General features: G+C 32.4%; 24 protein-coding genes. 16 read left to right on the forward strand and 8 right to left on the reverse strand.

The annotated features are described in order from the left end of the window. Positions 1 to 50: 50 nt before the first annotated feature. From ABD941_RS02030 to ABD941_RS02040, 3 genes are all read right to left on the reverse strand, one after another. Entirely contained in the window at positions 51 to 860 is an 810-nt protein-coding gene (locus ABD941_RS02030) for a c-type heme family protein (protein WP_345272310.1), read from the reverse strand. A 21-nt stretch (positions 861 to 881) separates the two neighbouring features. Further along, positions 882 to 1298: a globin family protein gene (locus tag ABD941_RS02035; RefSeq protein WP_345272311.1), complete on the reverse strand. Its 417-nt coding sequence runs from the start codon at positions 1296 to 1298 to the stop codon at positions 882 to 884. A 205-nt stretch (positions 1299 to 1503) separates the two neighbouring features. Further along, a complete protein-coding gene (locus ABD941_RS02040) occupies positions 1504 to 2253 on the reverse strand; it encodes a Crp/Fnr family transcriptional regulator (protein WP_345272312.1) in 750 nt (249 codons plus the stop codon). A gap of 444 nt (positions 2254 to 2697) precedes the next feature. On the opposite strand from ABD941_RS02040, the gene ABD941_RS02045 reads away from it, so the two are divergent. The 12 genes from ABD941_RS02045 to ABD941_RS02100 all read left to right on the forward strand — a co-directional run bounded on the left by ABD941_RS02045 (position 2698) and on the right by ABD941_RS02100 (position 11824). Further along, positions 2698 to 3876, forward strand: coding sequence for a molybdopterin molybdotransferase MoeA (locus ABD941_RS02045; protein ID WP_345272313.1), 1179 nt, complete (start codon positions 2698 to 2700; stop codon positions 3874 to 3876). Between the two features lie 10 nt (positions 3877 to 3886). Beyond that, the gene (locus ABD941_RS02050) at positions 3887 to 4225 is read left to right on the forward strand and encodes a winged helix-turn-helix domain-containing protein (protein ID WP_345272314.1); all 339 of its coding nucleotides are present in this window, start codon (positions 3887 to 3889) and stop codon (positions 4223 to 4225) included. A 138-nt stretch (positions 4226 to 4363) separates the two neighbouring features. Then, on the forward strand, positions 4364 to 5104 hold the full coding sequence (locus tag ABD941_RS02055) for a sulfite exporter TauE/SafE family protein (RefSeq protein WP_345272315.1): 741 nt from the start codon (positions 4364 to 4366) through the stop codon (positions 5102 to 5104). 163 nt (positions 5105 to 5267) lie between these two features. After that, the gene (gene mobA / locus ABD941_RS02060) at positions 5268 to 5852 is read left to right on the forward strand and encodes a molybdenum cofactor guanylyltransferase (protein ID WP_345272316.1); all 585 of its coding nucleotides are present in this window, start codon (positions 5268 to 5270) and stop codon (positions 5850 to 5852) included. After that, a complete protein-coding gene (locus ABD941_RS02065; protein WP_345272317.1) occupies positions 5836 to 6069 on the forward strand; it encodes a MoaD/ThiS family protein in 234 nt (77 codons plus the stop codon). Before mobA ends, ABD941_RS02065 begins: the two co-directional genes overlap by 17 nt. A gap of 71 nt (positions 6070 to 6140) precedes the next feature. After that, entirely contained in the window at positions 6141 to 7226 is a 1086-nt protein-coding gene (moeB, locus tag ABD941_RS02070) for a molybdopterin-synthase adenylyltransferase MoeB (protein WP_345272318.1), read from the forward strand. Beyond that, positions 7216 to 7659, forward strand: coding sequence for a molybdenum cofactor biosynthesis protein MoaE (locus tag ABD941_RS02075; RefSeq protein ID WP_345272319.1), 444 nt, complete (start codon positions 7216 to 7218; stop codon positions 7657 to 7659). The genes moeB and ABD941_RS02075 overlap by 11 nt, the downstream gene beginning before the upstream one ends. 57 nt (positions 7660 to 7716) lie before the next feature. Next, positions 7717 to 8010 (forward strand): four helix bundle protein, encoded by a 294-nt coding sequence (locus tag ABD941_RS02080; protein WP_345272320.1) that lies wholly within the window; start codon positions 7717 to 7719, stop codon positions 8008 to 8010. Positions 8011 to 8105: 95 nt separating this feature from the next. Beyond that, positions 8106 to 9017, forward strand: a complete 912-nt coding sequence (moaCB, locus tag ABD941_RS02085; protein ID WP_345272321.1) for a bifunctional molybdenum cofactor biosynthesis protein MoaC/MoaB — start codon at positions 8106 to 8108, stop codon at positions 9015 to 9017. A 52-nt stretch (positions 9018 to 9069) separates the two neighbouring features. Further along, a complete protein-coding gene (gene moaA, locus ABD941_RS02090) occupies positions 9070 to 10077 on the forward strand; it encodes a GTP 3',8-cyclase MoaA (RefSeq protein WP_345272323.1) in 1008 nt (335 codons plus the stop codon). A gap of 26 nt (positions 10078 to 10103) precedes the next feature. After that, complete coding sequence (locus ABD941_RS02095) at positions 10104 to 10973, forward strand: helix-turn-helix domain-containing protein (protein WP_345272324.1); 870 nt, start codon at positions 10104 to 10106, stop codon at positions 10971 to 10973. Positions 10974 to 11080: 107 nt separating this feature from the next. After that, positions 11081 to 11824, forward strand: coding sequence for a methyltransferase family protein (locus tag ABD941_RS02100; protein WP_345272325.1), 744 nt, complete (start codon positions 11081 to 11083; stop codon positions 11822 to 11824). Positions 11825 to 11934: 110 nt separating this feature from the next. On the opposite strand, the gene ABD941_RS02105 is transcribed toward ABD941_RS02100, so the two are convergent. Both ABD941_RS02105 and ABD941_RS02110 read right to left on the reverse strand, forming a co-directional pair. Continuing rightward, the gene (locus ABD941_RS02105) at positions 11935 to 12426 is read right to left on the reverse strand and encodes a glycosyltransferase (protein ID WP_345272326.1); all 492 of its coding nucleotides are present in this window, start codon (positions 12424 to 12426) and stop codon (positions 11935 to 11937) included. A gap of 15 nt (positions 12427 to 12441) precedes the next feature. Further along, positions 12442 to 13629 carry a response regulator gene (locus tag ABD941_RS02110; protein ID WP_345272327.1) on the reverse strand — a complete coding sequence of 396 codons (1188 nt, stop codon included), beginning with the start codon at positions 13627 to 13629 and terminating at the stop codon, positions 12442 to 12444. A 181-nt stretch (positions 13630 to 13810) separates the two neighbouring features. Here ABD941_RS02110 and ABD941_RS02115 point away from each other — a divergent pair, with 181 nt between their 5' ends. From ABD941_RS02115 to ABD941_RS02125, 3 genes are read left to right on the forward strand one after another with little or no spacing between them, the layout of a single operon-like run. After that, on the forward strand, positions 13811 to 16900 hold the full coding sequence (locus ABD941_RS02115) for a hypothetical protein (RefSeq protein WP_345272328.1): 3090 nt from the start codon (positions 13811 to 13813) through the stop codon (positions 16898 to 16900). Further along, positions 16900 to 18117 carry a hypothetical protein gene (locus tag ABD941_RS02120; protein WP_345272329.1) on the forward strand — a complete coding sequence of 406 codons (1218 nt, stop codon included), beginning with the start codon at positions 16900 to 16902 and terminating at the stop codon, positions 18115 to 18117. Before ABD941_RS02115 ends, ABD941_RS02120 begins: the two co-directional genes overlap by 1 nt. Beyond that, positions 18114 to 19631, forward strand: a complete 1518-nt coding sequence (locus tag ABD941_RS02125) for a glycoside hydrolase family 2 TIM barrel-domain containing protein (RefSeq protein ID WP_345272331.1) — start codon at positions 18114 to 18116, stop codon at positions 19629 to 19631. The genes ABD941_RS02120 and ABD941_RS02125 overlap by 4 nt, the downstream gene beginning before the upstream one ends. 70 nt (positions 19632 to 19701) lie before the next feature. Here the strand turns inward: ABD941_RS02125 and ABD941_RS02130 are convergent, their stop codons facing one another. The 3 genes from ABD941_RS02130 to ABD941_RS02140 all read right to left on the reverse strand — a co-directional run bounded on the left by ABD941_RS02130 (position 19702) and on the right by ABD941_RS02140 (position 22610). Further along, positions 19702 to 20913, reverse strand: a complete 1212-nt coding sequence (locus ABD941_RS02130) for a glycosyltransferase (RefSeq protein WP_345272332.1) — start codon at positions 20911 to 20913, stop codon at positions 19702 to 19704. 121 nt (positions 20914 to 21034) lie between these two features. Continuing rightward, positions 21035 to 22300: an oligosaccharide flippase family protein gene (locus ABD941_RS02135; RefSeq protein ID WP_345272334.1), complete on the reverse strand. Its 1266-nt coding sequence runs from the start codon at positions 22298 to 22300 to the stop codon at positions 21035 to 21037. 31 nt (positions 22301 to 22331) lie between these two features. Beyond that, positions 22332 to 22610, reverse strand: coding sequence for an STAS domain-containing protein (locus tag ABD941_RS02140; RefSeq protein WP_345272335.1), 279 nt, complete (start codon positions 22608 to 22610; stop codon positions 22332 to 22334). Positions 22611 to 22765: 155 nt separating this feature from the next. Here ABD941_RS02140 and ABD941_RS02145 point away from each other — a divergent pair, with 155 nt between their 5' ends. Then, entirely contained in the window at positions 22766 to 24826 is a 2061-nt protein-coding gene (locus tag ABD941_RS02145) for a tetratricopeptide repeat protein (RefSeq protein WP_345272337.1), read from the forward strand. Positions 24827 to 24860: the final 34 nt, after the last annotated feature.

Consider the following 24860-nt stretch of genomic DNA (forward strand, 5'->3'; position numbering starts at 1 on the left):
TGCTCATATTTTTTTAGAAATCTATGAGCAAGATTAGATCTAATAATAAACTATTTTGCCGCGACTAAATGTTTCATTGTTTTATAGGATGTCAACTTTTTAACACTATCTAAGAATACCTCAGCAGTTGGTAAATACTTTCCTTCTGCTGGCCATTTTTCACCAATTTCTGGTTTTTCACTATTTTCAAAAGCTTCTATTTCATTTAAGTATTCTACATAAATATCCACTGTTCCTTTGGCATAGGAGTTTAATACCGCTACTGTTTCTTTATAAGATAAAGAATCTTTAGGGTATTGCCATGTTGTGGCTCCCATAACATCTCCTAGTTTCCAATCGCTTTTTGATGTTTGCTTATGATCGTTATGACATGTTACGCAAGCACCTGCGCTCGCTAAATCTGCAAACATGGCTGTATGTAACTTTTGTTCTTCATCATAGAAAAATTTTGGTTCTTGGTCTTTTTTAATTTCCTCAAACAAATCTGCTTGTTTACCTACAAACTTATTTGCAGCATTAATTGGAAAATCAGACCCTAAATAAAGCCCTAATGGCACAGGACCTTTTTGAATACTTGTAGCAACACCTCTTAGAAACAATGCGGGAAGTGGACCAGCTTCAACATCATCTTTACGCCAATCTTCATCAAATTTCATTCCTTGAGCTTTCCCTTTTCCAACAATAGCTTTGGTGTATAAGGTTCTTGTAATATCGTTTTCTGCTGCTACCATTTCTAAAACTTCTTCTACTGAAAAAGCATTATCAGAACTGGCTGCATCAGTTTTTCCTTCTGGAACCCCACCACATGAGGTTAAAACGATACTTACTAATATTATTGAGATTTTAAATATAGTTTTCATATTTTATTGATTTTTAAGTTATTAATAAGCGGCTTCGATCATAACAGTAGACATGGTTCCGTAAACAGATGTCCAAGCTTCTTTAACATCTGGGGTAAAATCATTACCAAGTCCAGCTTCTAGTGTTCCTATTAATGCTGCTCCTACTGTATTATAATGAGATGGTTCTACCTTATATTCCACATGGCGTTTCCCTAAATCTTTTAAAACTGGCAATAAGGCATCTAAATTACTCAAGCCAGCAACTGCGGCGGCAAGCATTGTCATTAGTTTATTGCCTTGTTCTACCATTGCTCCTTCTTTATCTGTTGGGAATAATGGTTCTAATGCTGGGTCCAATTCAAATAATTTAGAATAGAATATTTTTGCTGCAGTTGGAGCTATAGGTTTTACTTTTTCAAATGATTCTTGAACTAGGGTAATAGTCTTTGATTCCATAATCTTAATGTGTATAATTTAAATTTGTAAAAAAATTAAGTATTAATACTTATTTAAGGCAAAAATAAAAGCTAACTATTTAAATAATTATGAAATATTACAGTATAAAAGGATCTTTTATGCCATATAAAAAGCTATCAAAACACAGGAAATATTTAATCAAGAAGAAAAGCGTACAAGAGGTTTAGAGAAATCAAAAAGGTAATCAACTATCTAAAAAGTAGTTATGTTCGCTAATCTCTCTTTTAAGCAATTGAAGATTATTTATACCAATTTTTTTCCCTTGAGCAATAATAAGTTTTTCCTTTTTAAGAGCAGAAAACACGCGAATAACTTGCTCTTCAGTAGTGCCAGCATAATCTGCATATTCTTTTCTACTAAGTGGCAGATTTATAAAACCTCTTAAATCGCCAAATTTTCGGTGTATATATAATAAGGTATCAATAACACGTTCACGAACTGTCATTTGCGAAATAGACTTTACTTTATTCTCACTTCTATTAAGCTCATTGGCATAAAAAAGCATCATATCATAAGTAAACTTAGGGCTTTCCAATAAAGCATCTTGTAAACTATCCTTAGAAAAATAACACAATACGGTATCTTGTAAAGCTATAGCACCTATAGAATAATACTCTTCGGTACCAAAACCTCGATGCCCAATAATTTCACCTTCTTTTGCAAAACGCACAATTTGTTCGCGCCCATTTATACCTGTTCTAAACACTTTTACCGTACCCTTCAAAATAAAAAACAAGCCATTAACAGGAGCGCCTTCAATAATAAATTGCTGACTTTTTTTGCACTTAATTGTTTTTTTGTTTTCTACAAATTTAGAATTTGAAAGTGTATTTAAGTTTTTATTTATTAGGCAGTTGGTATTTGTGCAAACTCCACAAGAAACATCATTAACAGAAGTATGTTTAAATTTAGAATGTGATGTCGTTGGTAGCATAAAAACGAATATCTGCTACAAAAATACGTAATAATACTTATTTTTATATTTGAAATACTTATTTTTAAGAGCTTCTCAAAAAACAACAATGATTATTATTTAATTGAAATTTTTTCAATTAATAAATGTTAAATACATAAAACTGATGCTGTTTTTATAACGGAATTTCCCTGTTTCTATTTTAATAGCGGTATCGGTTACTATAATGAGTAAATTTTTGTTTCCGGCGGGGATAACGTCGCAGGAAGTAAATTGTGAAAGTACTTTTATAAGTTCATTTTTTTTACCATCATAAGGATGGAGTTAAATAACTTTTAATAGGCATACGCTTCTTTTTTATTTCGGATGTAAATATCTTTTTAAATTAAAAAAAAAACTAACTTTTATCATGTTATCATAAAAAACAAAATCGCTATATTTGTTAGGATATAACGAAAATGATTTATGATTTCTATTTCCGAAGCGATTTCTAGTGTAAAGCAAAACAGTAAACCTTTATTAAAACCCACTATTAAGTCTGTTGAAAAAGCTGGAGGATATTGGCTATTTGAAGATATATTATCCCCTATAAACATGCCACCTTTCAGACAATCTGCTATGGATGGCTATGCTTTAAATTTGCACGAAAATTTAACGTATGTATTAGTAGGTGAAGTTAAAGCTGGTGATGGACATGAGCCTGAGTTTAAAAAAGGGGAAGCTGTTAGGATATTTACAGGCGCTCCAGTTCCTAATTCTGCTAATGCAGTTATGATGCAGGAAAAGGTCCAAGTAAATGGAAATATAATTACCATTGAACACGACATTCAACCAGAACTCAATATTCGCCCTTTAGGAGAACAAGTTAAGTCAGGAGACATTGCTTTGAATAAAGGCACAAAACTAACGCCTGCCGCCATCGGATATTTATTGTCTTTAGGCATTACAGAAGTTTCCGTTTTTAAAAAACCTAATATTGCCATTGTTACGACTGGAAATGAACTTATAGAACCTGCTCAAGAACTTTCCCATGGAAAAATTTATGAGAGTAATTCGAAAATGTTATTGAGTGCACTTTACAACCTGAAGTTTTATGACATAACGCTATATAAAGTTGAAGACGATTACAATAAAACAGTTGAAACGCTTGGCACTGCTTTAGAGGATAACGATTTAGTTTTAATCACAGGAGGTATTTCTGTTGGTGATTATGATTATGTTGGAAAAGCTTTAAATGAATTGCAAGTGAAACAGTTGTTTTATAAGGTGAAACAGAAACCAGGCAAACCTTTATTTTTTGGAAAAAAGAATCACACCCAAGTTTTTGCATTACCAGGTAATCCTGCTGCTGCATTATCCTGTTTTTATGTTTATGTGTATATCGCTTTGCAAAAACTCATGAATCGTGATGTTTTGGAATTACCTAGAGTACAAGCAAAAACAATTAATAGTTTCTATAAGAAAGGTGATAGACCTCAATTTTTAAAAGGTATTTACAATAATGGACAGGTTGAAATATTAGAAGGGCAGAACTCCTCCATGTTACAAACCTTTGCTTTATCTAATGCTTTGGTTTTTGCACCAGAGGATCTTAATACTATTGAAACAGGTGATACGTTAGAAATCATTTTACTTCCAAATTAAATCAAAAGCTATGGGATATAAAATAAAAAGTCGCATATGGATTGAATCAGATGACAATGTGCTTCTAGGAGAAGGACGTGTGACTTTGCTAAAGGCTATTGATAAAATGGGTTCGCTTTCTAAAGCGGCCAAGTCATTAAATATATCTTATAAAAAAGCATGGCAGCTTTTAGATTCTGTAAATAAATCAGCAAAAAAACCTGTGACTATAAATACTATTGGAGGTAAAGGTGGCGGCGGTGCTGAATTGACTGAATATGGAAAATCTTTAGTTAAGGCTTTTGATGAGATTAACAGGAATTGTTGGGCATTTTTGGATAAGCAATTGGAGAAAATTGAACTATTATAACATATAAAATTAAAGATATAAATATGAGCGATGAGTCATTTCGACGCTAGGAGAAATCACATAATTAACAAAAACTATAATGTAATGTCTTAATCGTGCCTCATTATAACATGACAAAGCACAAATAATTTATCAAAAGTGTTACAAAACGAAAACATATATCTATTCCTAGCTATCCTTCCGATAGTGTCCTTCCTATACTCTAGTGTGGGTCATGGTGGTGCTAGTGGGTATTTGGCTCTTATGGCTTTATTTTCTTTTGCTCCAGAAAGTATGAAACCTACCGCTCTACTACTTAATATTTTTGTGGCTGGTATTTCGTTTTACTATTATTTTAGAGAAGGCCATTTTAACAAAGAGCTCTTTTTGTCATTCGCTATCGCTTCAGTACCCCTAGCCTATATAGGTGGCACTTTAGAAGTTGATGCATCCCTATATAAAAAAATACTAGCTGTTTTATTAATCTTTGCTATTCTAAAAATGTTGAATGTATTTGGAAAAGAAAGTGATGCTATTAAAGAAGTTAAACTTTGGCAAGGACTTATCGTTGGCGGCACTATTGGTTTCTTTTCTGGACTTATTGGTATTGGCGGCGGTATCATCCTAACACCAGTAATTCTATTGCTCCATTGGGGTAAAATGAAAGAAGCTGCAGCTGTTTCCGCTTTATTTATTTGGGTGAATTCCTCAGCTGGTTTGGTTGGTCAACTAAGTAATGGAGTAACTTTAGAAAAAGGTGCTTTTTTATTAGTTGCCTTTGCATTAATCGGTGGTGTTTTAGGAGGCTATTACGGGAGTAAAATTATTAATAATCAATGTTTACGATACATACTAGCCTTTGTGTTAATCATAGCCTGTGCTAAATTATTTTTCACATAAACCTATTTAAGAATTTATGATTAGAATTTTTATAGATATTTTTTTTGAAGTACGAGGCAACATTTTTAAGGATAGCCCTAGCTACGGTCCAAAATTTTAACGAAGTAATGCTCAAAAAAGAGCATAAAAAATAATTGATAAAATCTTTAAATAGGTTTTTAAAATGATAGAAAAAAAAGATATAACAGGCATTATTCTAGCAGGTGGAAAAAGCACTCGAATGGGAACAGACAAAGGGTTTCTTTTGTTAAACAAAAAGCCATTTGTTCAATATAGCATTGATGCCTTAAAACCCTTAGTTTCTGAAATCATTATTGTTTCAGATAATTCAAATTATGATACGTTTGGATTAAAACGCATTAATGATTCAATAAAAGATGCTGGCCCAGTTGCTGGAATATGTTCTGGATTGGAAGCTTCATCAACAGCTTATAATTTGGTTTTAAGTTGTGATGTTCCTTTGATTACATCTAAAATATTACAAAAATTGATTGATAACGTCGATGATACTTACGAAATCATTCAAATTGAAAGTAATGGAAAAACCATGCCGCTTATAGCGTTATATAAAAAGCAAACAAAAAACACATTTAATAAATTGATACAAGCAGATGAAAGACGGTTGCGCATAGCCGTTAATGCATGTCAATTTAAAAATGTGGTTTTGGAAGAAGAAAATGAAGTATTAACCATGAATGTAAATACTCAAAATGAACTAAAAATAGTTGAAGATGAATATAACCATTAAATATTTTGGTCAAATAGCAGAAGTCACTCAATTAGAAGAAGAATCTTTAGAGTTTTCAGGAACACTAATTTCAGAGTTACTAGAAACACTTTATTTAAAATATAGCCCATTACAATCAAAAGATTTTCAAGTGGCACAAAATCAAGAATTGGTCTCCATTGAAACTGAATTATCAGGAAAAGAAATTGCATTATTACCACCTTTTTCTGGAGGATGATTTTAAAAATGTTGATGTGTTGAATCGTTAAACCGTTTATACAACTCAACGAATAAACAATTAAACAACAAGTGAGTAGATACAACAGACATATCATTTTATCAGAAATCGGGCAAGATGGTCAAGATAAAATCTCCAATGCCAAAGTTCTAGTAATCGGCGCTGGCGGCTTAGGGTGTCCTGTTTTACAATACCTTACTGCTGCTGGTGTTGGGACTATTGGCATTATCGATTTTGATGTTGTGGAACTGTCGAATTTGCAACGTCAGGTGCTTTTTGGAATAGCATCATTAGGCATAAACAAAGCGATTGCCGCAAAGGAAAGACTAGAAGATTTAAATGACAGCATTTCAATAATTGCATACCCAGAACAATTAAACTATCAAAATGCAATCGACTTATTTTATCAATACGATATCATTGTCGATGGTTCTGATAATTTTGAAACCCGTTATTTGGTAAACGATGCTAGTGTCATCGCAAACAAACCTTTGGTTTTTGGAGCTATTTATAAGTTTGAAGGGCAAGTATCCGTATTTAACTATAAAAATGGACCAAGTTATAGATGCCTGTTTCCTAATCCTCCAAAAAAAGATACTGTCCCTAATTGCTCTGAAATTGGCGTAATAGGTGTGCTTCCAGGAATTATTGGAAGTATGCAGGCTAATGAAGTTCTTAAAGTTATATTAGGTTTAGGCAGCCCACTTTCTGGGAAACTACTTTGTTATAATGCTCTGACTTCTCAAACATCAACTTTAGCGTTAAAGAAAAATGAAGCCATTTTTCAATCTGTTTTAAATGAGAAGGTTAATTTTCAGAATAAAACAATCACTATAGATTGTGATATCAATCCACTTGAAGTTTCAATCCACCACATAACTATAAATGAAAATATTCAATTGATAGATGTTAGAGAACCTCATGAGCAACCAAAAATTGAAAATTTACCAATTATTAATATGCCTCTAAGTACCTTCGAACAGCATTTAGACGACTTAGATTCCACTAAAAAAACGGTCCTTTTTTGTCAATCAGGAATCCGAAGCAAACAGGCTACTAAACTATTACAAGAACTTAAAATCAATAACTGTTTCAGCTTAAAAGAAGGCGCATCAGAATTAAATAACTATTTAAAAGTATCATTACATGAAAGATAAAAAAGCTAAAAACGTATTCAAGGAAGGCCCAATAAGTTCACACTTTATAGGAAACTCGATTTATAAACACCAAACTAAAACCAGTATTGGTGCTCATAACATTTTCCTAGGACAAGTAAGAGCTGATGATATTGATGGCAAAATAGTATCTGCTATTGAATACACGGCTTATGAAGACATGGCAAACCAAAAATTTCATGACATTAGAGAATCTGCTTTTGAGAAATTTGATTTAACCTGTATGCATATCTATCACAGTTTAGGAACCGTGAAAGCTGGTGAAATTTGCCTATTTGTATTTGTGTCTTCACCAAGGCGTAAAGTCGTTTTTGAAGCTTTAGAATTTATTGTTGAAGCTATTAAAGCTGATGTTCCCGTTTTTGGGAAAGAAATTTTTGAGGATGAAAGCCATCAGTGGAAGAAAAACACGTAAGTGTTTTTGTTTTTTCGTTTAGTTGTTGAATTGTTTAATCGTTAAAAAAAGAAAAGAATGGCATATATGTTCTCATTTGAAAAATTAAATGTTTGGATAGACTCTAAAGAATTGGTTAAGCTCATTTATTTGATTACTAAAGAATTTCCTAGCGAGGAGAAATTTGGCTTAAAAAATCAGTTAAGAAGAGCTTCCGTATCTGTTGCTTCAAATTTAACTGAAGGAACATCTAGAAACACAAATAAAGACAAAGCACATTTTTCAACTATGGCTTTTAGCTATTTAATGGAGGTTTTGAATCAAATCATTATAGCTAAAGAGTTAGGTTTTATAAAAGAGAAAGATTACTAAGCAATAAGAACTGAAATTGAAAAAATTTCTAACAAGCTAAATGCTTTACGTAAAACACAGTTAAATAAATAAACGATTCAACGAATCAACATATTATGGTCGATATTACAAATAAGAGTACCACACTAAGAACCGCAGTTGCACAGGCAGTTGTAAAAGTTAGTAAACCCGAAACAATTACTGCTATTCAAAACGACACCGTTCCAAAAGGCAACGTATTCGCTATGAGTAAAGCCGCAGGATTATTAGGCGTAAAGCGCACACCAGATATTTTACCGGATTGCCACCCCTTGCCTATTGAGTTTACAGGCGTTGAATACAAAGTTGATGGTTTAGAAATTACCGTGCTATTCACAGTTAAAACCATTTACAAAACAGGTGTTGAAGTTGAAGCCATGCATGGCGCAAGTGTTGTAGCTCTAAATATGTACGACATGCTAAAGCCTATTGACAAAGGCATTGAAATTCATGCTATAAAACTATTAAATAAAAAAGGCGGGAAATCTGATTTTACAGACCGTTTTAGAAAAGATTTAACAGCTGCTGTTGTAGTGTGTTCTGATACGATTTCAGCAGGACATAAAGAAGATAAAGCAGGAAAAGCGATTATAACAAAGCTCGAAGCAAGTGATGTTAAAGTTGCGGAATATGTTATTATTCCAGATGAAAAAGATGTTATTCAGCAAAAGGCAAGAGCTTATCAAGAACAAGGATTTGATATGATAATTTATACAGGAGGCACAGGACTTTCTGGTCGTGATGTTACTCCCGAAGCGTTGCTTCCAATCTTAGACAGACGTATTCCAGGTATTGAAGAAGCGATTAGAAGCTACGGACAGGAACGCATGCCATTTGCCATGCTATCCCGAAGTATTGCTGGCACACTTGGTAACACACTCGTGTTGGCGTTACCTGGTTCAACCAATGGTGCCAAGGAATCCATGGATGCAATTTTCCCAGCAGTACTACATGTTTTTAGAATATTAAAGGGTGCTCGACATGACTAAAATTAAGACCTGTAAGGTTTTAAAAACCTGACAGGTCTGGACAATTAAAAAAATGATTCAGAACAAAAACATATTACAAGATAGCCACGGTAGAGACCATGCCTACCTTCGGATTTCACTAATAGAACGTTGTAATTTACGCTGTACCTATTGTATGCCCGAAGAAGGTGTGAAGTTATCTCCAAAAAGCCATTTAATGACTTACGAAGAAATCTATAAAATAGCTAAAACCTTTGTAGATAATGGCGTTACTAAAATTAGATTAACAGGAGGCGAACCATTAATAAGAAAAGATATTCCTGTTATTTTAGAAAAACTAGCCACACTACCTGTTGAATTATCTATAACATCAAACGCTGTTATTATTGATAAGTTTATTGATGTTTTGAAAGCTAATGGCGTAAACAAAATAAATGTAAGTCTAGATTCTTTAGATGAAGGGAAGTTCAAGCACATTACTAGAAGACATGAGTTTAAAAAGGTTTACAACAATATTTTTTTATTGGTAAAAGAAGGTTTTCAAGTAAAAGTGAATGCCGTTTTAATGAAAGGCTTTAATGATAATGAAATTATAGATTTTATCAACTTTACTAAAGACTTACCTATTTCCGTTCGCTTTATAGAGTTCATGCCTTTTGATGGCAATAAATGGGATATGAGCAAAATGGTGTCTTATGCTGAAGTCATGAACCATGTAAATAAAACATTTACAGAAGATGAAGTAGAACGTTTACAAGATGCTCCAAACGATACGTCTAAAAACTATAAAATAAAAGGCTATAAAGGGAGTTTTGCTATTATAAGCTCTGTAACAAACCCCTTTTGTGACTCTTGTAATAGGCTGCGTTTAACGGCTAATGGGCAATTAAAAAACTGCTTATTCTCTTCTACTGAATCAGATTTATTGACAACACTTCGTTCTGGAAAATCTATTGAGCCTGTTATTAAAAAAGCCGTTCAAGCTAAATTTAAAATTCGTGGAGGTATGGATACTATTAAAAAATTACAAGAACCTAAACTACATTCTAAAAACAGGAGTATGATTACTATTGGCGGGTAGTATTAAATTATTTAGTAAATTTGGATATGACTCTTGATGTTTTCCAATACTTTAAAAACGACCCAAAGCATAACAAATTAATTGGCGACGATTATTTATTTGTGGAATATAAGTGTCCTATAGATGTAGAGCAATTTAAATTATGGACCGACACACCTTTTATCACTTATGTGATTAGTGGTAAAAAAGATTGGACGTCAGTCAATAAAACCTACCCTTTACATTCTGGTGATGCACTTTTTATTAGAAAAGGTATTTATAATACAAAGCAATATTTTGAAGAAGACTACTGCACCATTCTATTTTTTATTACCGAAGATTTTATAAGACGTTTTATAACTAACAATACCTCGATTATAACATCGACGAAACCAAAAGAAAATTACAATCAAATTTTCCCAATTAATGTAACCAATTCGTTAAACGCGTTATTCCTATCCGTTTTCAATTATTTTGATATGGGTGGTGAAATTCCAAAAGAATTGGTAGAGATAAAATTTAATGAGCTTCTTTTTAACATTACACTTAATCCGGCCAACCAAGACTTAGTAAGTTTTTTTAAAACGCTGAAACAAGTTGAAAAAACAAGTATTCAAGATATTATGATGCAGAACTTTCATTATGATTTACAACTTGAAGAATATGCACGCTTATGCGGAAGAAGTTTATCAACTTTTAAAAGAGATTTTAAAGCACACTTTAACGAAACACCTGGTAAATGGTTAACTAATATGCGATTAGATTACGCTAAAACCTTATTACAGAATTCAGAATTGAATATTAATGAGGTATGTTATGAGAGTGGTTTTAAAAATACATCCCATTTTAATAGTAGTTTTAAGCAAAAGTTTCAACACCCTCCTAATCAGTACAGAAATCTTCATTTAACAACCTAATCCAGTTTTTTTTGTTTGAACTTTTAAGAAAGAAAGTTGAACTTTTAAGAACATCCTAAGCTTACGTTTCAGAATACTTTTGGCATATCATTTAAAATCAATATGTCATGAAAAAAGCATCAATGTTCTTGTATTCCATTATCGCCTACCTTATCGGGTTTGCATCCTTACTTTTATGGATAATTTCTGTAAGTGATTTGGTTCCTGAACTATCTATCGACCAAACCCCAACATTACCTTTTTATTTAGCTTTACTTAAAAATTTTGGTTTAGTGGCGCTTTTTGGCGTGCAGCACAGTGTAATGGCAAGGCAAGCCTTTAAAACAGCTTTTGCAAAATATTTCCCAAAACCTATAGAGCGTAGCACATTTGTATTAATATCTGGACTCCTACTAGTGCTTTTGGTTTTAGAATGGGCGCCTATGGGCGGACAGATTTGGAAATTACAGGCTGGAAGTATCCCCTATTATGTTACTTATGTATTGTTCTTTTCTGGATGGGTGATTCTATTTATTAGCACGTTCTTAATCAATCATTTTGATTTATTCGGATTGCGCCAAACCTATTTAGAACTTAGAAACAAGCCTTACACACAACTAAATTTCAAGGTGGTTTCATTTTATAAACACGTACGCCATCCTTTATATTTTGGTGGTATTCTAGGCATTTGGGCAACTCCAAATATGACTGTGACACATTTGGTTTTTGCCATTGGTTTAACAGCATACTTTATAATAGGAACCATATTTGAAGAACGCGACCTGAAAAAAGAATTCGGAAGAGCTTATCAAGATTATCAATCTAAAACACGGATGCTTATTCCTTTTCCAAAATGGAAAAATAAAATTTAAACAGATGAAAGTAAACACCAAATTAAGGACAGACCAACTCTTTTTACCTATAGGTTTTGGTTGGTATACAGGCTCAAAATATTATGCAAAAAAACTTTATCCGGTTAAAACTAATTGTGAATCACGTTTAGCTCCGCATAACTTAATTTAATTTCTAGTTTATTTAAATACTCAAGTATACAAAACACATTCTTAAAAATTAATCTTTTAATTTGACGTGTTTGCATTGCATTTAAGTTATGCTGGATAATGGACTCCTTATTCATTTCAATAAGATTCAATAATGTATGTAAATCATGAATAGCTTTAAGTTTATCAACATTAACATAAGCGATATGTTTCAGTTTGTTTTGATTAAAAAGATACCTCGCTCCAGCTTTAATAGCTGCATCTTCACCTTTGTTTTGCTTTATATCTATAATGGCACTATGTAATCCAGACGTATCTTTTAATGCTTCTAAATTTTCCAAAGTAGCATCTTCACTTCCATTATTAACAAGGCATAATTGTAGATGATTCTTAATACTAGACAAACCATTAAACAAGTTGCTGTCTATATCCCTTTCATTATTGTAAAATACTATGATGATTCCTATTTTCATTATCAATTTAATTAATTATTGAACTACTTTAAATTCTCTTGCCGAAGTGTATTGTGTTTTTGTTTTTCTTTCTCTGTATACCCATGCTATTTGAGCTAACTGTCCCACAATTTTTATAGAATCTTTCATTGATAATTTAGACCCATCAGCATGTATCCATCGCTTTAAGGGTTGTTCGCATATATAATCTTTAGCTTTTTCTGTGCCGAAATAAGCTGTCATTCTTTTAAAAATCTCAACATCAAAAATCCACTTTGTAACAAACTTTTCACTAAACAATACTTCAATAACATCTTTATGAAAAATCTTTGCACCACATTGTGTGTCTTTAAAATTCATTCCTAAAATCTTTCTGATAATAAAATTAATAGTCATACTAATAATTTTTCTTGCCGATTCCTTGGTAATATTGGCACCCATTCTACTAATTCTAGAACCACTAACAATTTTAAAATCTGAATTTTCAATAGTTTTCACTAAATCATCAAAATCAGCTAAGTCTGTAGATAAATCTGCATCCAAAAACCCGATATAATCTAAATCTGATTTTTTTGCCATATATAGCATCCCTAACCTTACGGCTTCTGCTTTCCCTCCATTTTGTTTGCAATCATAAACTGTAATGAAGTCTTCTCTACCTTGTCTTAAATTATTTAAAACTTTTAATGTATCATCTTTACTGCCATCATTAACAAAACATAAATGATATCCTGTATTTTTATCTATAAAAGCTATAAACTCTTTACTTAAAAGACGTGCTTCTTCATTATAACAAGGTATAACCACACCCACACAACGTTGTTGAATCATGACCTCACTTTTAACAACCTTGTTTTGAACTTCTGGAATCCCTATTAATCGCTTAACACGTGCACAAATCTCATTTAAACTCAATGGCTTTTTCATATAATCATTAATTCCTAAATCGAAACCTTTAGTAATAACATCATCATTTGTATTCCCAGACAGCACCATTATTGGAGTGGCTGAGTTTTTTGATGCTCTTACATATTTAACAATTTCCAATCCAGAAACGCCTGGCATATTAATATCCACAATTACCAAATCTGGTTTAAAAGAATTGTAAAGTGAAATACCTGCATTGGCATCTGTTTCTATTTTTACATCGTAGCCTAACTCATTTAATCTTTTTTGTAAGGGTAACAATACTAATTGTTGATCATCTATCGCTAATACTTTCATAATTAAAGTTTTTGTGATTATTTACAGTACAAATGTATGAGACCAAGGCTTACTAAAATTAATATTTAGTTAAACCACAAACCATGTGTAGACGAATGGTAATTTTGTGTCGATAATTAAAAATGGAACCATCATTTAAATTATTTATATTTACAATAATAAGATTGGTACTACATATTTAATGAAAGAAACCTCAAATAAACACCTAATTATTGCCCTACTAATAGGAATAGTGTTTCATGGCACCTCTATATTTTTTACTTTGGAAACGACTTATGATGCGTTAATCCATTTATTTTTTGCAGATCATTACGCCAATAGTTGGTTTGAGCCATGGAATTACAAGTGGTATACAGGTTTTACTGTAATGAGCTACCCACCTTTAGTCCATCAAGCTATTGCCGCTTTATCTTTTATTGGTGGGTTAAAATTTGGATTGTTTACGGTAGCCTTAATTAGTATTATACTATTTATTACTGGGGTTTACCGATTTTCATTACTGATTACATCCAATAAAAAAGTAGCCGGTTATGCGTCCATACTTGCAGTTCTATCATCCTCTTTTGTTGAAACCTTACATGTTTTTGGGCAATTACCCAGTATTATTGGTATTTCAGTTTTAATGCATGCCTTACCTGAAATCTATCTTTGGTTAAAAACAGGCAAGTACCGATATTTACTAACAGCTTTATCATTAATAGCAGTTACCGTAACATCACATCATGTAACCCCAATATTTGGAATGGTATTTTTTATTTTTCCATTAATAGGTATGGTTATCATGGATGTTTCTAGTGAGCAAGTTAATTCCATAAAAGCCGTTACATTCAAAGTATTCTTAAATAGTTTTTTCAAACTCTTTAAACGTATTATAAGTTTTGGAATGCTCTCACTTGTTATTATAATTGGCTGTATTTTACCCTATTGGATAAACTCCAAAAACAACCCTATTACACAGGTGCCAATACCTCATGGATCTCGCGATAATTTTTTAGAAATCACATCTTCTGGTCTGGTGTTCTTTTTAATTCCTTGGGGTGTTTTGTTAATTTTTCTACCTTATATATTTTACAGATATTACAGTAAACGCTATTTGTTTTTTGGGTTTTCTATAACTATCCTTGCCGTTTTAGGTACTGGAGGTACAACTTTTATTCCAAGGCTATTTTTAGGAGAAACAGCATTTAACATTCTAACCTTAGACCGCTTTACCCTTTGGGCCTCTATAATGTCCTTGCCATTTTTTGGGGAGTTTGTATATCGATTTGTTGAAGGCGATTTAAAACAACGCATTCAGAACAAATTTGGAGCTATTTACCACAGATTAATTGGTGGGTTACTTGCTGGATTGTTTTTGTTCATGACCATTTTTACAATGAGTTTAGGATATTTTAGACCATCACAGCCTCAGCAAATAAAAATGTTGCCCATTGTAAATTTCCTAAATCAAGATCAACATGACCAATGGCGATATATGACTTTAGGCTTTGGTGACCAAATGGCATGGCTATCAGCCCAAACCAATGCCATGAGTGTTGATGGCAATTACCATTCTGCAAGACGTTTACCGGAATTAACAACCCGACCCATTGAGCGTTTGGAAAATTCAAAATTTAAAGGTGTTGAAGGTATTGGCTCATTACAACAATTTTTAACCACCCCAGAAAAATATAATTTTAAATATATATTTTCCAATGACAAGTTTTACGACCCTATTTTATACTTCTGTGGATGGCAACGCTTACGGCAATTAGAAAACGGCATTCAAGTTTGGGAAAAACTAAACGTGCCACCTATTTCTTCTATCTTACCTAAAGATGATGTTGCTACATGGCAAAAAATACTTTGGGGTATCACCCCCTTTCTAACTGTTATTATAGCATTTGTATTAAATATTCAAATGTTATGGATTCGAACTTTAAAAAGGACATTAAAAACGATTCCTGATTATTTAAAATTTCAGAATAACTATACTCATTTTTCAAAAGGCTTACTTAAAATTACCCACATCTGGTCTATCATTTTAGCAATAACCGTGTGTTTTGGCTTATATAGATTCTATATTAAAAATGATTCGCATCATTCTCCAGAAAATGTTTTATTAGCTTATTATGATGCTTTAGATTTTAAAGCATTTGAAAAAGCCCACCAATTAGTTAATCCAAAAAGCAATCTGCCTATAGCTCAGTATATGTTAGAAATTTCGGTTACTGATGGCTTATTAAGTTCTTACGCCAAATTAGATGCTATTGAAACAACTATAACTTCGCAAACGGATAGTTTAGCAACAGTAAAAGTGAATACCAAATGGATTACGCCTCTAGAAAAAATAAGTAAAACGGATTATAAATCATTGACGAAACTAAATGGAAAATGGTACATAAACCCTGATGATGTAGATTTGGACTTACCTCCAGACCAACTTTATTTGGATAATGTTACTACATATTTTAATCAAGGGAGACGTCGAATTACAACCGAACAAACCCACCATGAAGACATTTTAAAACAACCTGTTTTAGAAGTGCTTTCGGCTAAATTGGTAAAACATAATTCGAGTTATGCCTTAATCGGTGAAGTTCAAAACATAGATAATGTTCCTGCCGATGTCGTTTTAAAAGGTACCTTATATAATGATGACAACAAAGAACTAGCCACCTACAACGCAAAATATCATGTAAAGCACAAACTCATGCCAAAAGAAGTGAGTACTTTTAAAATTAATTTTGAAGGCATTGCCTGGTCCAAAACTAAAGACTCTATTCCTAAAACTTTTAATCCAGATGAATTTACACCTGTTGAATTTGAAGAACAACCTACAAAATTCAATTTACAAGTCGCTGGCAATGTTTCAGGTTCAGATTTATATAAAGGAATAACCTTAAGTGATTTAAACATTTCAAAAAATCATATTACTGGAAAACTCTTCAATTCAGGCATTGAAGAAGTTACCATTCCTCAATTGTTAATTACATATTATGACGCAAACAAAACCATGTTGTGGGTCGATCACCTATTTATTGCTAAAGGTATTAGACAACAGCGTCAACAATCTTTTGAATACCCCATTTTACAAAATGACACGATACAATTAATAAATAACGATATGGAAAATTGTTTTGTAAATGGTTTGCCGAACACATCCATTTCAAATAAAATTGTTCCAAATAGAATTCATAATCAAACACACTCCGTTTTACAACCTATAAACCATACAAATTATAGCTTTGTTAAAATTGAAATGAACACCTATATAGGAAACCCTAATTAATGAAAATAAAATTTACATATCTGCTTATTTCAGGATTGATAGCTTTATTATCGACACCAATATCTATTAAAAATGTTGCTGCGAATGATAATTTCAAATTATTAACTACAGAAACCGAATTTGAAGCTGGTATTAGCATCATACTAAAATTCTCTAACAGCGGCAATTCAAAACCAAATCTTTATTTAAGTTATGGGTATGGTTCCTCTATCATAAAACCAACGACTGAATCTGATATTTTAAAATACCAACTACCAGAATTTGTAAGCAAAAAAAAAGGAATTATTACATGGACGTTATTAAGCGAACTTTCAAATTTATCTGGTGAATTGAAAATACATCCAAAACAAGAAGTTACTACTATGGAAACCTATTTAGGCCCACCAAGTATAGAAGCTGGTGGAACAGATTATAGCATGCTCGTTGTTATTCCTACCGATGTTTATGATAACCCTTTAAAAGATAGCACAGCAGTTACGACCAAACATCAATTTTTACAAAATGAAACTGAAACTACCATTTATATGAAAAATAGCATTAGCTATAAAAATATATTTTCTGAAACAAAAAAAGGACGCATACTTGTATCTTCAACATCTATAAACAGAAATTCAAAAGAATTCACAATAAATGTACTACCAGCTATTCCAACAAATTTTGAGATTTCATATCAACAAAATCATGACTATGCCGATGGGAATCAAATTACATCCTTTTCAACATCTATTATAAAAGACCAACATAATAATATAGTCAGTGATGGCACTTTTGTAGAATTCTTTATTACCAATACCTCAAACACTATATTAAAAACCTCAGGTACCACTATAAAAGGTATAGCCTCCGCAAAAATGATTCATCCGGACCATAAAGATCATTGGACAATTAAAGCCTTTATTGAAGGTATGGCCGAAAGCAACCTAATTGAGTTAGCTTTTAAGCCAGTGATTTTAGATTTTGAAGTACATTTTTCTAAAAACAATCGAACTATAAGCGTTGGTCCCTTAAAAAGTTTTATGGATCAAATGATTCCCGATGGTTTAGAAGTTGCGCTTTCAATTTATAAAAATGATATAAAACTCGAAACCCTCTCTAAAAGTTCCTTTGAGGGGTATGCAGCTTTCAAATTAAATACTAACAATGTCCCAAGCAACACTTATACAATTAAAATTAAAACAGCTGGACTTGAAAAAACATACAGTAATAAAAAACTATGACAGGTATTAACAAAAACATATTACGTATTGTTTTAGTAGGGTCTTACATTGCCATTATTGCCTTTGTTATTTTTGGTATTAGTAATTTATTTAGCTACCTAAACACTGGTGCAGACCGAAGTAGCATGCTACATACAGAAATTAAAAAAATAGACCAATATCTCCCAAAACTGAAATGGGCACCTTTGAAAAATGAAGGTCGTTCTATGGATGCCCAAACACTAAATAATATTGAACATGATTATTTAGATGCCTGGTACGTAAAACATGTGGCCTACAAAACAAACACTACAAATGGTATTGATGACTATTATACTGAAAATGCCCGTAAAAACATTTTTAATACTATTGAACATAACAGTTCCGAAAATATTTCGATTGAAGGAACAACTCTAAAACACCATCCTACACTCCAGTTTTTTAGTGAAGATGGGCAACTTATTGTTTTAACCGATAACAACGTTATTGAATATAAACGCATCTATGAAAATGAAGCCGTTATTTTAGAAACTACTGAGGTATCAACCTATAAAATTATAATGTTGTTAGAAGATGGATTTTGGCGTATTAGACATCTCATAAAAGAAGAAAGTACGGATTATAAAAATGAATTTGCTCCAGCATCAAATAGCATTTCTACCATAAAAGGTATTAACTACTATCCGCAGGCATCTCCTTGGGATATGTTTGGGAATAAGTTTGATACTGATACGATTTCAAAAGATTTTAAAATCATTAAAGATTCTGGGTTGAATAGTATTAGAATATTTGTGCCTTATGATGATTTTGGAAAGGCAAATGTGAAACCAGAAAAACTAAATAAGTTAACCCAAGTATTAGATTTAGCTGAAGCTGAAAGATTAAAAGTTGTTGTAACGCTTTTTGATTTTTATGGGGATTATTCTGTTTTAAACTGGACGCTTAATCAGCATCATGCTTCCATAATTGTTTCAGCTTTAAAAAACCACAGTGCTTTATTGGCTTGGGATATTAAAAACGAACCTAATTTAGATTTTAAATCGAGAGGAAAAATAAATGTGGTGTCTTGGTTGAACCATATGATTGATTTAGTAAAATCTATTGACCAAAAACATCCAGTAACTATCGGATGGTCTGATGCTGAAAGTGCTACGCTTCTTAAAGACAAATTAGATATCATTACCTTTCATTATTATGAAAATTTAGATACTTTAGAAAAAACCTATCAAGATTTAAAAATAGAAATACCAAACAAACCGTTGGCTATTACCGAATTTGGTATGTCGTCCTATAAAGGTCTTTGGAATCCTTTTGGGAATAATGAAAATGATCAAAGCAATTATCATAAAAAGGCGCAAACTATTTTTAGTACTAACAACATCAGTTTTATGTCATGGACACTTTACGACTTTGCAGAAATACCAAAGGAAGTCGTTGGACGACTTCCTTGGAGAAAACGAGCTCAAGAGCGTTTTGGGTTTATTAACCAAAACGGAGAGACTAAACCCGCATTTAAACATATCTCTAAAAAATAGATCCTATAGAATAATATCTTTAGACAAGATTTTTCTTTAGAGACACTTGGGACAAAACACCATAACATTTCTAAATAATAACCTGTTCTTGTAGTTCCACGCCTTTCTTACGCTGAATTATTGTTTCGAACGCATTTAAATACATATCTGCTATTTTAGACATAGGGTGGGCTGTTGCCGCTTTATAATTTGCTTTTTCTAATGCAACTCTATAAGCATTGTTTTTAAGAATTTTTTCAATAGCGTTTGCTAAACTTGCAACAGACGTTGGTTCAAAAAACTCACCTTTATAACCTTCATCTTTAACTAATAGGGCTAAATCTCCTAAATCTGGCATTACTACAGCTTTACCATAACTTCCTGCTTGGTGCAATACACCAGAGCTTCCTGTAGTTGATGTGTATGGAAAAACAACTAAAGCACTTTCTTTAAATAGAGTTGGCACCTCATGTTCTTCTACATAACCTGTAAATGTAATGCCTTCAACATGACTATATTGTGCTTTTACAGATTCTAAATACCCTGGTGTATTCGGGTTATCCGTTCCTGCAATAACTACTTCCATGTTTAAATTAGAACGGTTTCTAATTTTCTCTACAGCTTCAATCATACCCTCAACCTTTTTGTATGTTCCAAACTTTCCAAAAGTCATAATTTTAAAAGGTTGTAAAGGAATATTATAACTGGGCTCTTCAAGAATTTCAAAAGTTCCATGTGGAATTAATTTTACATTTTGAGCCTTATATTTTGCTTCTAAAACAGCAACATATTTTTGCATGGTAACTGCAACTACATCTGCTTGAAGAATTAATCGCGTTAAACTAGACCCAATAAATCCATAAACCTTTTGCATGATTTTATTACTTGTAAATCCTGCGCTTCCTAAATCTACTTCTTCTAAGATATTATGTAATAACACAATATTTGGAATCTTTTTTAGCTTACAAACCAAGGGTAACATTAAACCTAGAGCGGCAGCTACTTTCTTATCCCCAAACTTCATAAATTGTAAATTGAATAATACCGCATCTGGTTTAACTTGATTTATGGCTTTTGTTACATTCAAAATATTTGCATAACTATTAAATGTCCAACATGCTTTAATGGTTATTTCACAACCTGATTCTTTGAATTCTATATCTTTTTCTCCTTCAGTTGTATCCGTTAATAAAACTAATTCAGTAATATCGTCTTTTTGTCTAAAATGCTTTACCAAGTGGTATGCATACTCATTTAAAGTGACTTTACTTGGTGGATATGCTGTTACGATTGCTAGTTTCATAATATATATTTTAAATGTTATTTATTATTTACACTACAAATTTGCAGTATAAAAAGGAATAAAAAGGGCTTCTTTAGATGGGTGACTTATTACTGTAGACGAATGGAATATCGCTATAGATTTAGTTATTCAACGACAATGGTTTTTTGTTGATTTTTGAGGTAAAAAAGAAGAAAGACACCTGTATAACCAATAGTAAAACCATAGCTATAATTTGCATGTGTACGACCTGTTCTAAACTATCATGGTAAAAGATAACTAATCCCATTTGTAGCATACCAAACACCCCTGAAATGATAACAGGCACATACTTATCCAAAGACAAATAGTAGTATGCAAAAATATTAGATAGGGCAAACATAGACGTTGCTAGAGCATATTTCCATAATAATGGTGCCATAGCCGTATAACGATCTCCGAACAAAAGCGTTATAATCGTTTCTGGAAAGCTTAGGCAAACCATCATAATAATTATAGAAATTGTGGCGATATAACCCACATATTTAAATAATATGGGTGCTGTATTTTTTCCTTCTTTTTTTAGTTGTACTACTGTTGGCAATAACAACATAACAAACATCCAGGCAATAAAGTAAACGATTCTACCTATTAAAGCTAAAGATGCATACAAACCAGCTTCATACGATTCAAAATAATGCTTTACCAAAAGAATATCGCTGTTGTTTATAATGATTTGTGTCAGTTCATAAAAAGCTGTGATTATAAAAAATCGTTTTATGTTTTTTGAATGTATTTTACTTAATACTATGGTTTTCTTTGGAAGCAGATTACCAAACTTAAAAGGCAACAATCCAAATATAAACGATGCTAAAATACCAACAGCTATAACTACTGATGACTGTATATTAAAAAATATAATAAGTCCGAGTGTTATTAATAAACGGCTCAACATTTCTGATTGGTAGGTAATCGACAAGGCTTTAAATGCTTTTTTACCTTGAAACACACCACGGTTTACACTCATAAAAAAGTAAAGCGGTACACCACAACCAAAAACCATAAACATGCTTGATGATGATGTGTTGAATAGTAGTTGCAATTCACTCGCAAATCCAATAATCAATAAGCCCATAACAATACCAACCACTAAAGCATTTTTATAAACAATAGAAATGAAGCTTTTAAAGACCTCGTTTTCAAAAAGCACCGAGAATTTAGCTGTTACCAATTGAAAGGTCATAGCTGCAAAACTCAATACTAATAAAAAGGTTATAAGTACTGCGGCATCTGCAAATTGTGCTGGCCCTAACAAACGTCCAAGAATTAAGTTATATAAATAATTCCCGCCGTTTACTGCTAAAACACTTATCATAAACCACTGTTCTGGGGTAATGCTTTTAGATTTTAAATTGGCTATGATTTGCATGATCTTGGGTGTTTTATGGTTTATTGTTTAATTATGCTGCGTGATGGTATTGAAAATCATCATAAATAGCTTTACATCCATATCCTACAACTTCAAAAGTTTTATTATAAACTAATGCCGATGTATGAAGTGCTCTTAAAGTTTTCATCCCATTTTCATCAATGGCTTTTACACCATCAATATTTATAGTTAATGCTTTACTATAAAGCAACAAGAACTCTAAATGGTTTTTAAATTGTTTAACTGTTGTAGAATTAATAGTGCCTTCTACTAAAAATATTCCGTTGTTTTCTTTAATTGTAAGTGCCATAATTTCTATTTTTTAATTAATATTGTTTTGATTTCTGATACAAATATCATCCAAGAATCAACAGAAGGCTTTTAAATTTCGTTGAGTGACGTGTTGCTGTAGATGAATGAATCACTTCTTATCCTTAACTTGCAATAAGACAAACAACCCGAATCATGACGATTAAAAATTACATTATATCACTCGTATTTCTTATAACATCTTTGGTGTGCGCACAAGACATGCAAACAGGGTTTACCTATTTAGAAACTGGTAAATACGCTAAAGCAGAGTCGTTTTTTGAAACAGTTTTAATAGATTATCCTGATAATAAAACCGCCAAACTATGTTATGGCCGTGCGGTTGGTTTACAAGGTGAATCGGAAAAAGCAGTAACTATTTTTACAGACTTACTAAAAGTTTACCCCAACGATTTTGAAATTAAACTGAACTATGCTGAAGCTTTACTTTGGAATACAAACTACACCGATGCTAAAACCTTTTACGAAAGTCTGATTAAAGAAAACGACCAAAGTTTCCCTGCGCTTTTAGGCTATGCCAATACGCTATCTAATCTTAAAATATATGATGATGCTTTAATTTATGTGAATAAAGCTTTGGATGTTTCTCCAGGTAACCAAAACGCCTTAACCTCCAAGAAGTATATCTATTTAGGCTACGCCTATCAAAATCAACAAGCTCAAAATTACACGCAAGCGGAAAGGCTTTTAAAAGAAAACCTATCACTTTTTGAAGATGATAAAGACACCTTATTAAATCTAGCAAACCTATATTTAATTGCTGGCGAATTCGATAACGCTGAAACCACATATAACACTATAGCTAATAACCCAAATCATAAAACGACGGCATTAAACGGACTCGCTTTAGTTAAGCATTTAAAAGGCAAAGAAAAAGCCGCTTTAAAGATCAGTGAACAAGCTTATAAGACTATCCCAACATTAAACGATATTAAACTTATACAACAAACCAAAGAACGTTATATTCAAGCGCTTATTTGGAATAAAAAATATAAAGATGCCAAAGGTTTAATTGATGAACTTACTGAAGCACAACCTAATGAAAACTGGATTTTAGCTTTACGCGCCACTCTAAATATTTACAAAAGTGATTTTAAGAAAAGTGTTGCCGATTACAATCGTATTTTAGAAAATGACAGCAGTTCGTTTGATGGCAACCTTGGGAAAGCAAATACACTAAAAGCGTTAGGCAAATATGATGATGCCTACCAATCTGCAGAAAACACATTGACCTTTTATGACAATCAAAAAGATGCCACCAATTTCATTAAAACTCTAAATACCACCTTTACACCGTTTTGGGAAACCAAGGCTTCGCATTCTTTTGATAATGGCAATAACAAAGCTTATGCTTTACAAACCAAGATTGAGTTCCCAACCTCTACCCGCTTTAAATGGTTAGCACATTACGGATATAGAACAACGAACAATAAAGTAACAGATAACGATGCTACATCAAATGATTTTTCATTAGGTTTAGCCTACCAAATTTTGCCTAACATTACTTTTAAAGGCACTGCAGGTGTAACCTCAGCAAAAGCCAGTACAAACGATTACACGCAGTTAGTCACCGATATTAGCTTTAATATCAAACCTTTTAAACTGCAGGTTTTAGATATTGGTTACAAAAGTGAAATACAAAGTTTTAATGCCGAATTATTAGACCGAGAAATCGTGATGAATAACCTATACGCCAATTATAACCTAAGTACCAATTTTAATTTGGGTTGGTTTACACAGTACTTTTACACCTGGCAAAACGATGATAATACCAGAAACCTTTTGTTTACCTCGCTATACTATAACATACTAAGCAAGCCTGCTTTAAAAGCTGGTTTAAATTACCAATACATTACGTTTAAAAACCAAGTACCCACTATTTATTTTAGCCCTAAACAATTTAATGCTGGTGAGGTATTTATAAACCTCATTAAAGATGAAGCCATTACCAAACCCAACACGTGGTTTTACGAATTAACAGCCGCTACAGGTTTGCAATATATTGAAGATGACAGCAGCCAAAGTACCTACCGTATACAAGGAAAGTTAGGCTATAAGTTTTCTAAACGCTCCCTATTAAACCTTTACGGTACCCAAAGTAATATTGCCTCGGCTACTGCTGCTGGGTTTACTTTTAGTGAAATTGGGTTACGTTTTAAATGGTATTTAAGTGGGAAGCCTGTTTTTAGACAGTAATGTCTTTTTGAATAGCTTTTTACCACAGCACTTT

Source organism: Flaviramulus aquimarinus (assembly GCF_039543205.1).
Lineage (GTDB): Bacteria > Bacteroidota > Bacteroidia > Flavobacteriales > Flavobacteriaceae > Flaviramulus_B > Flaviramulus_B aquimarinus.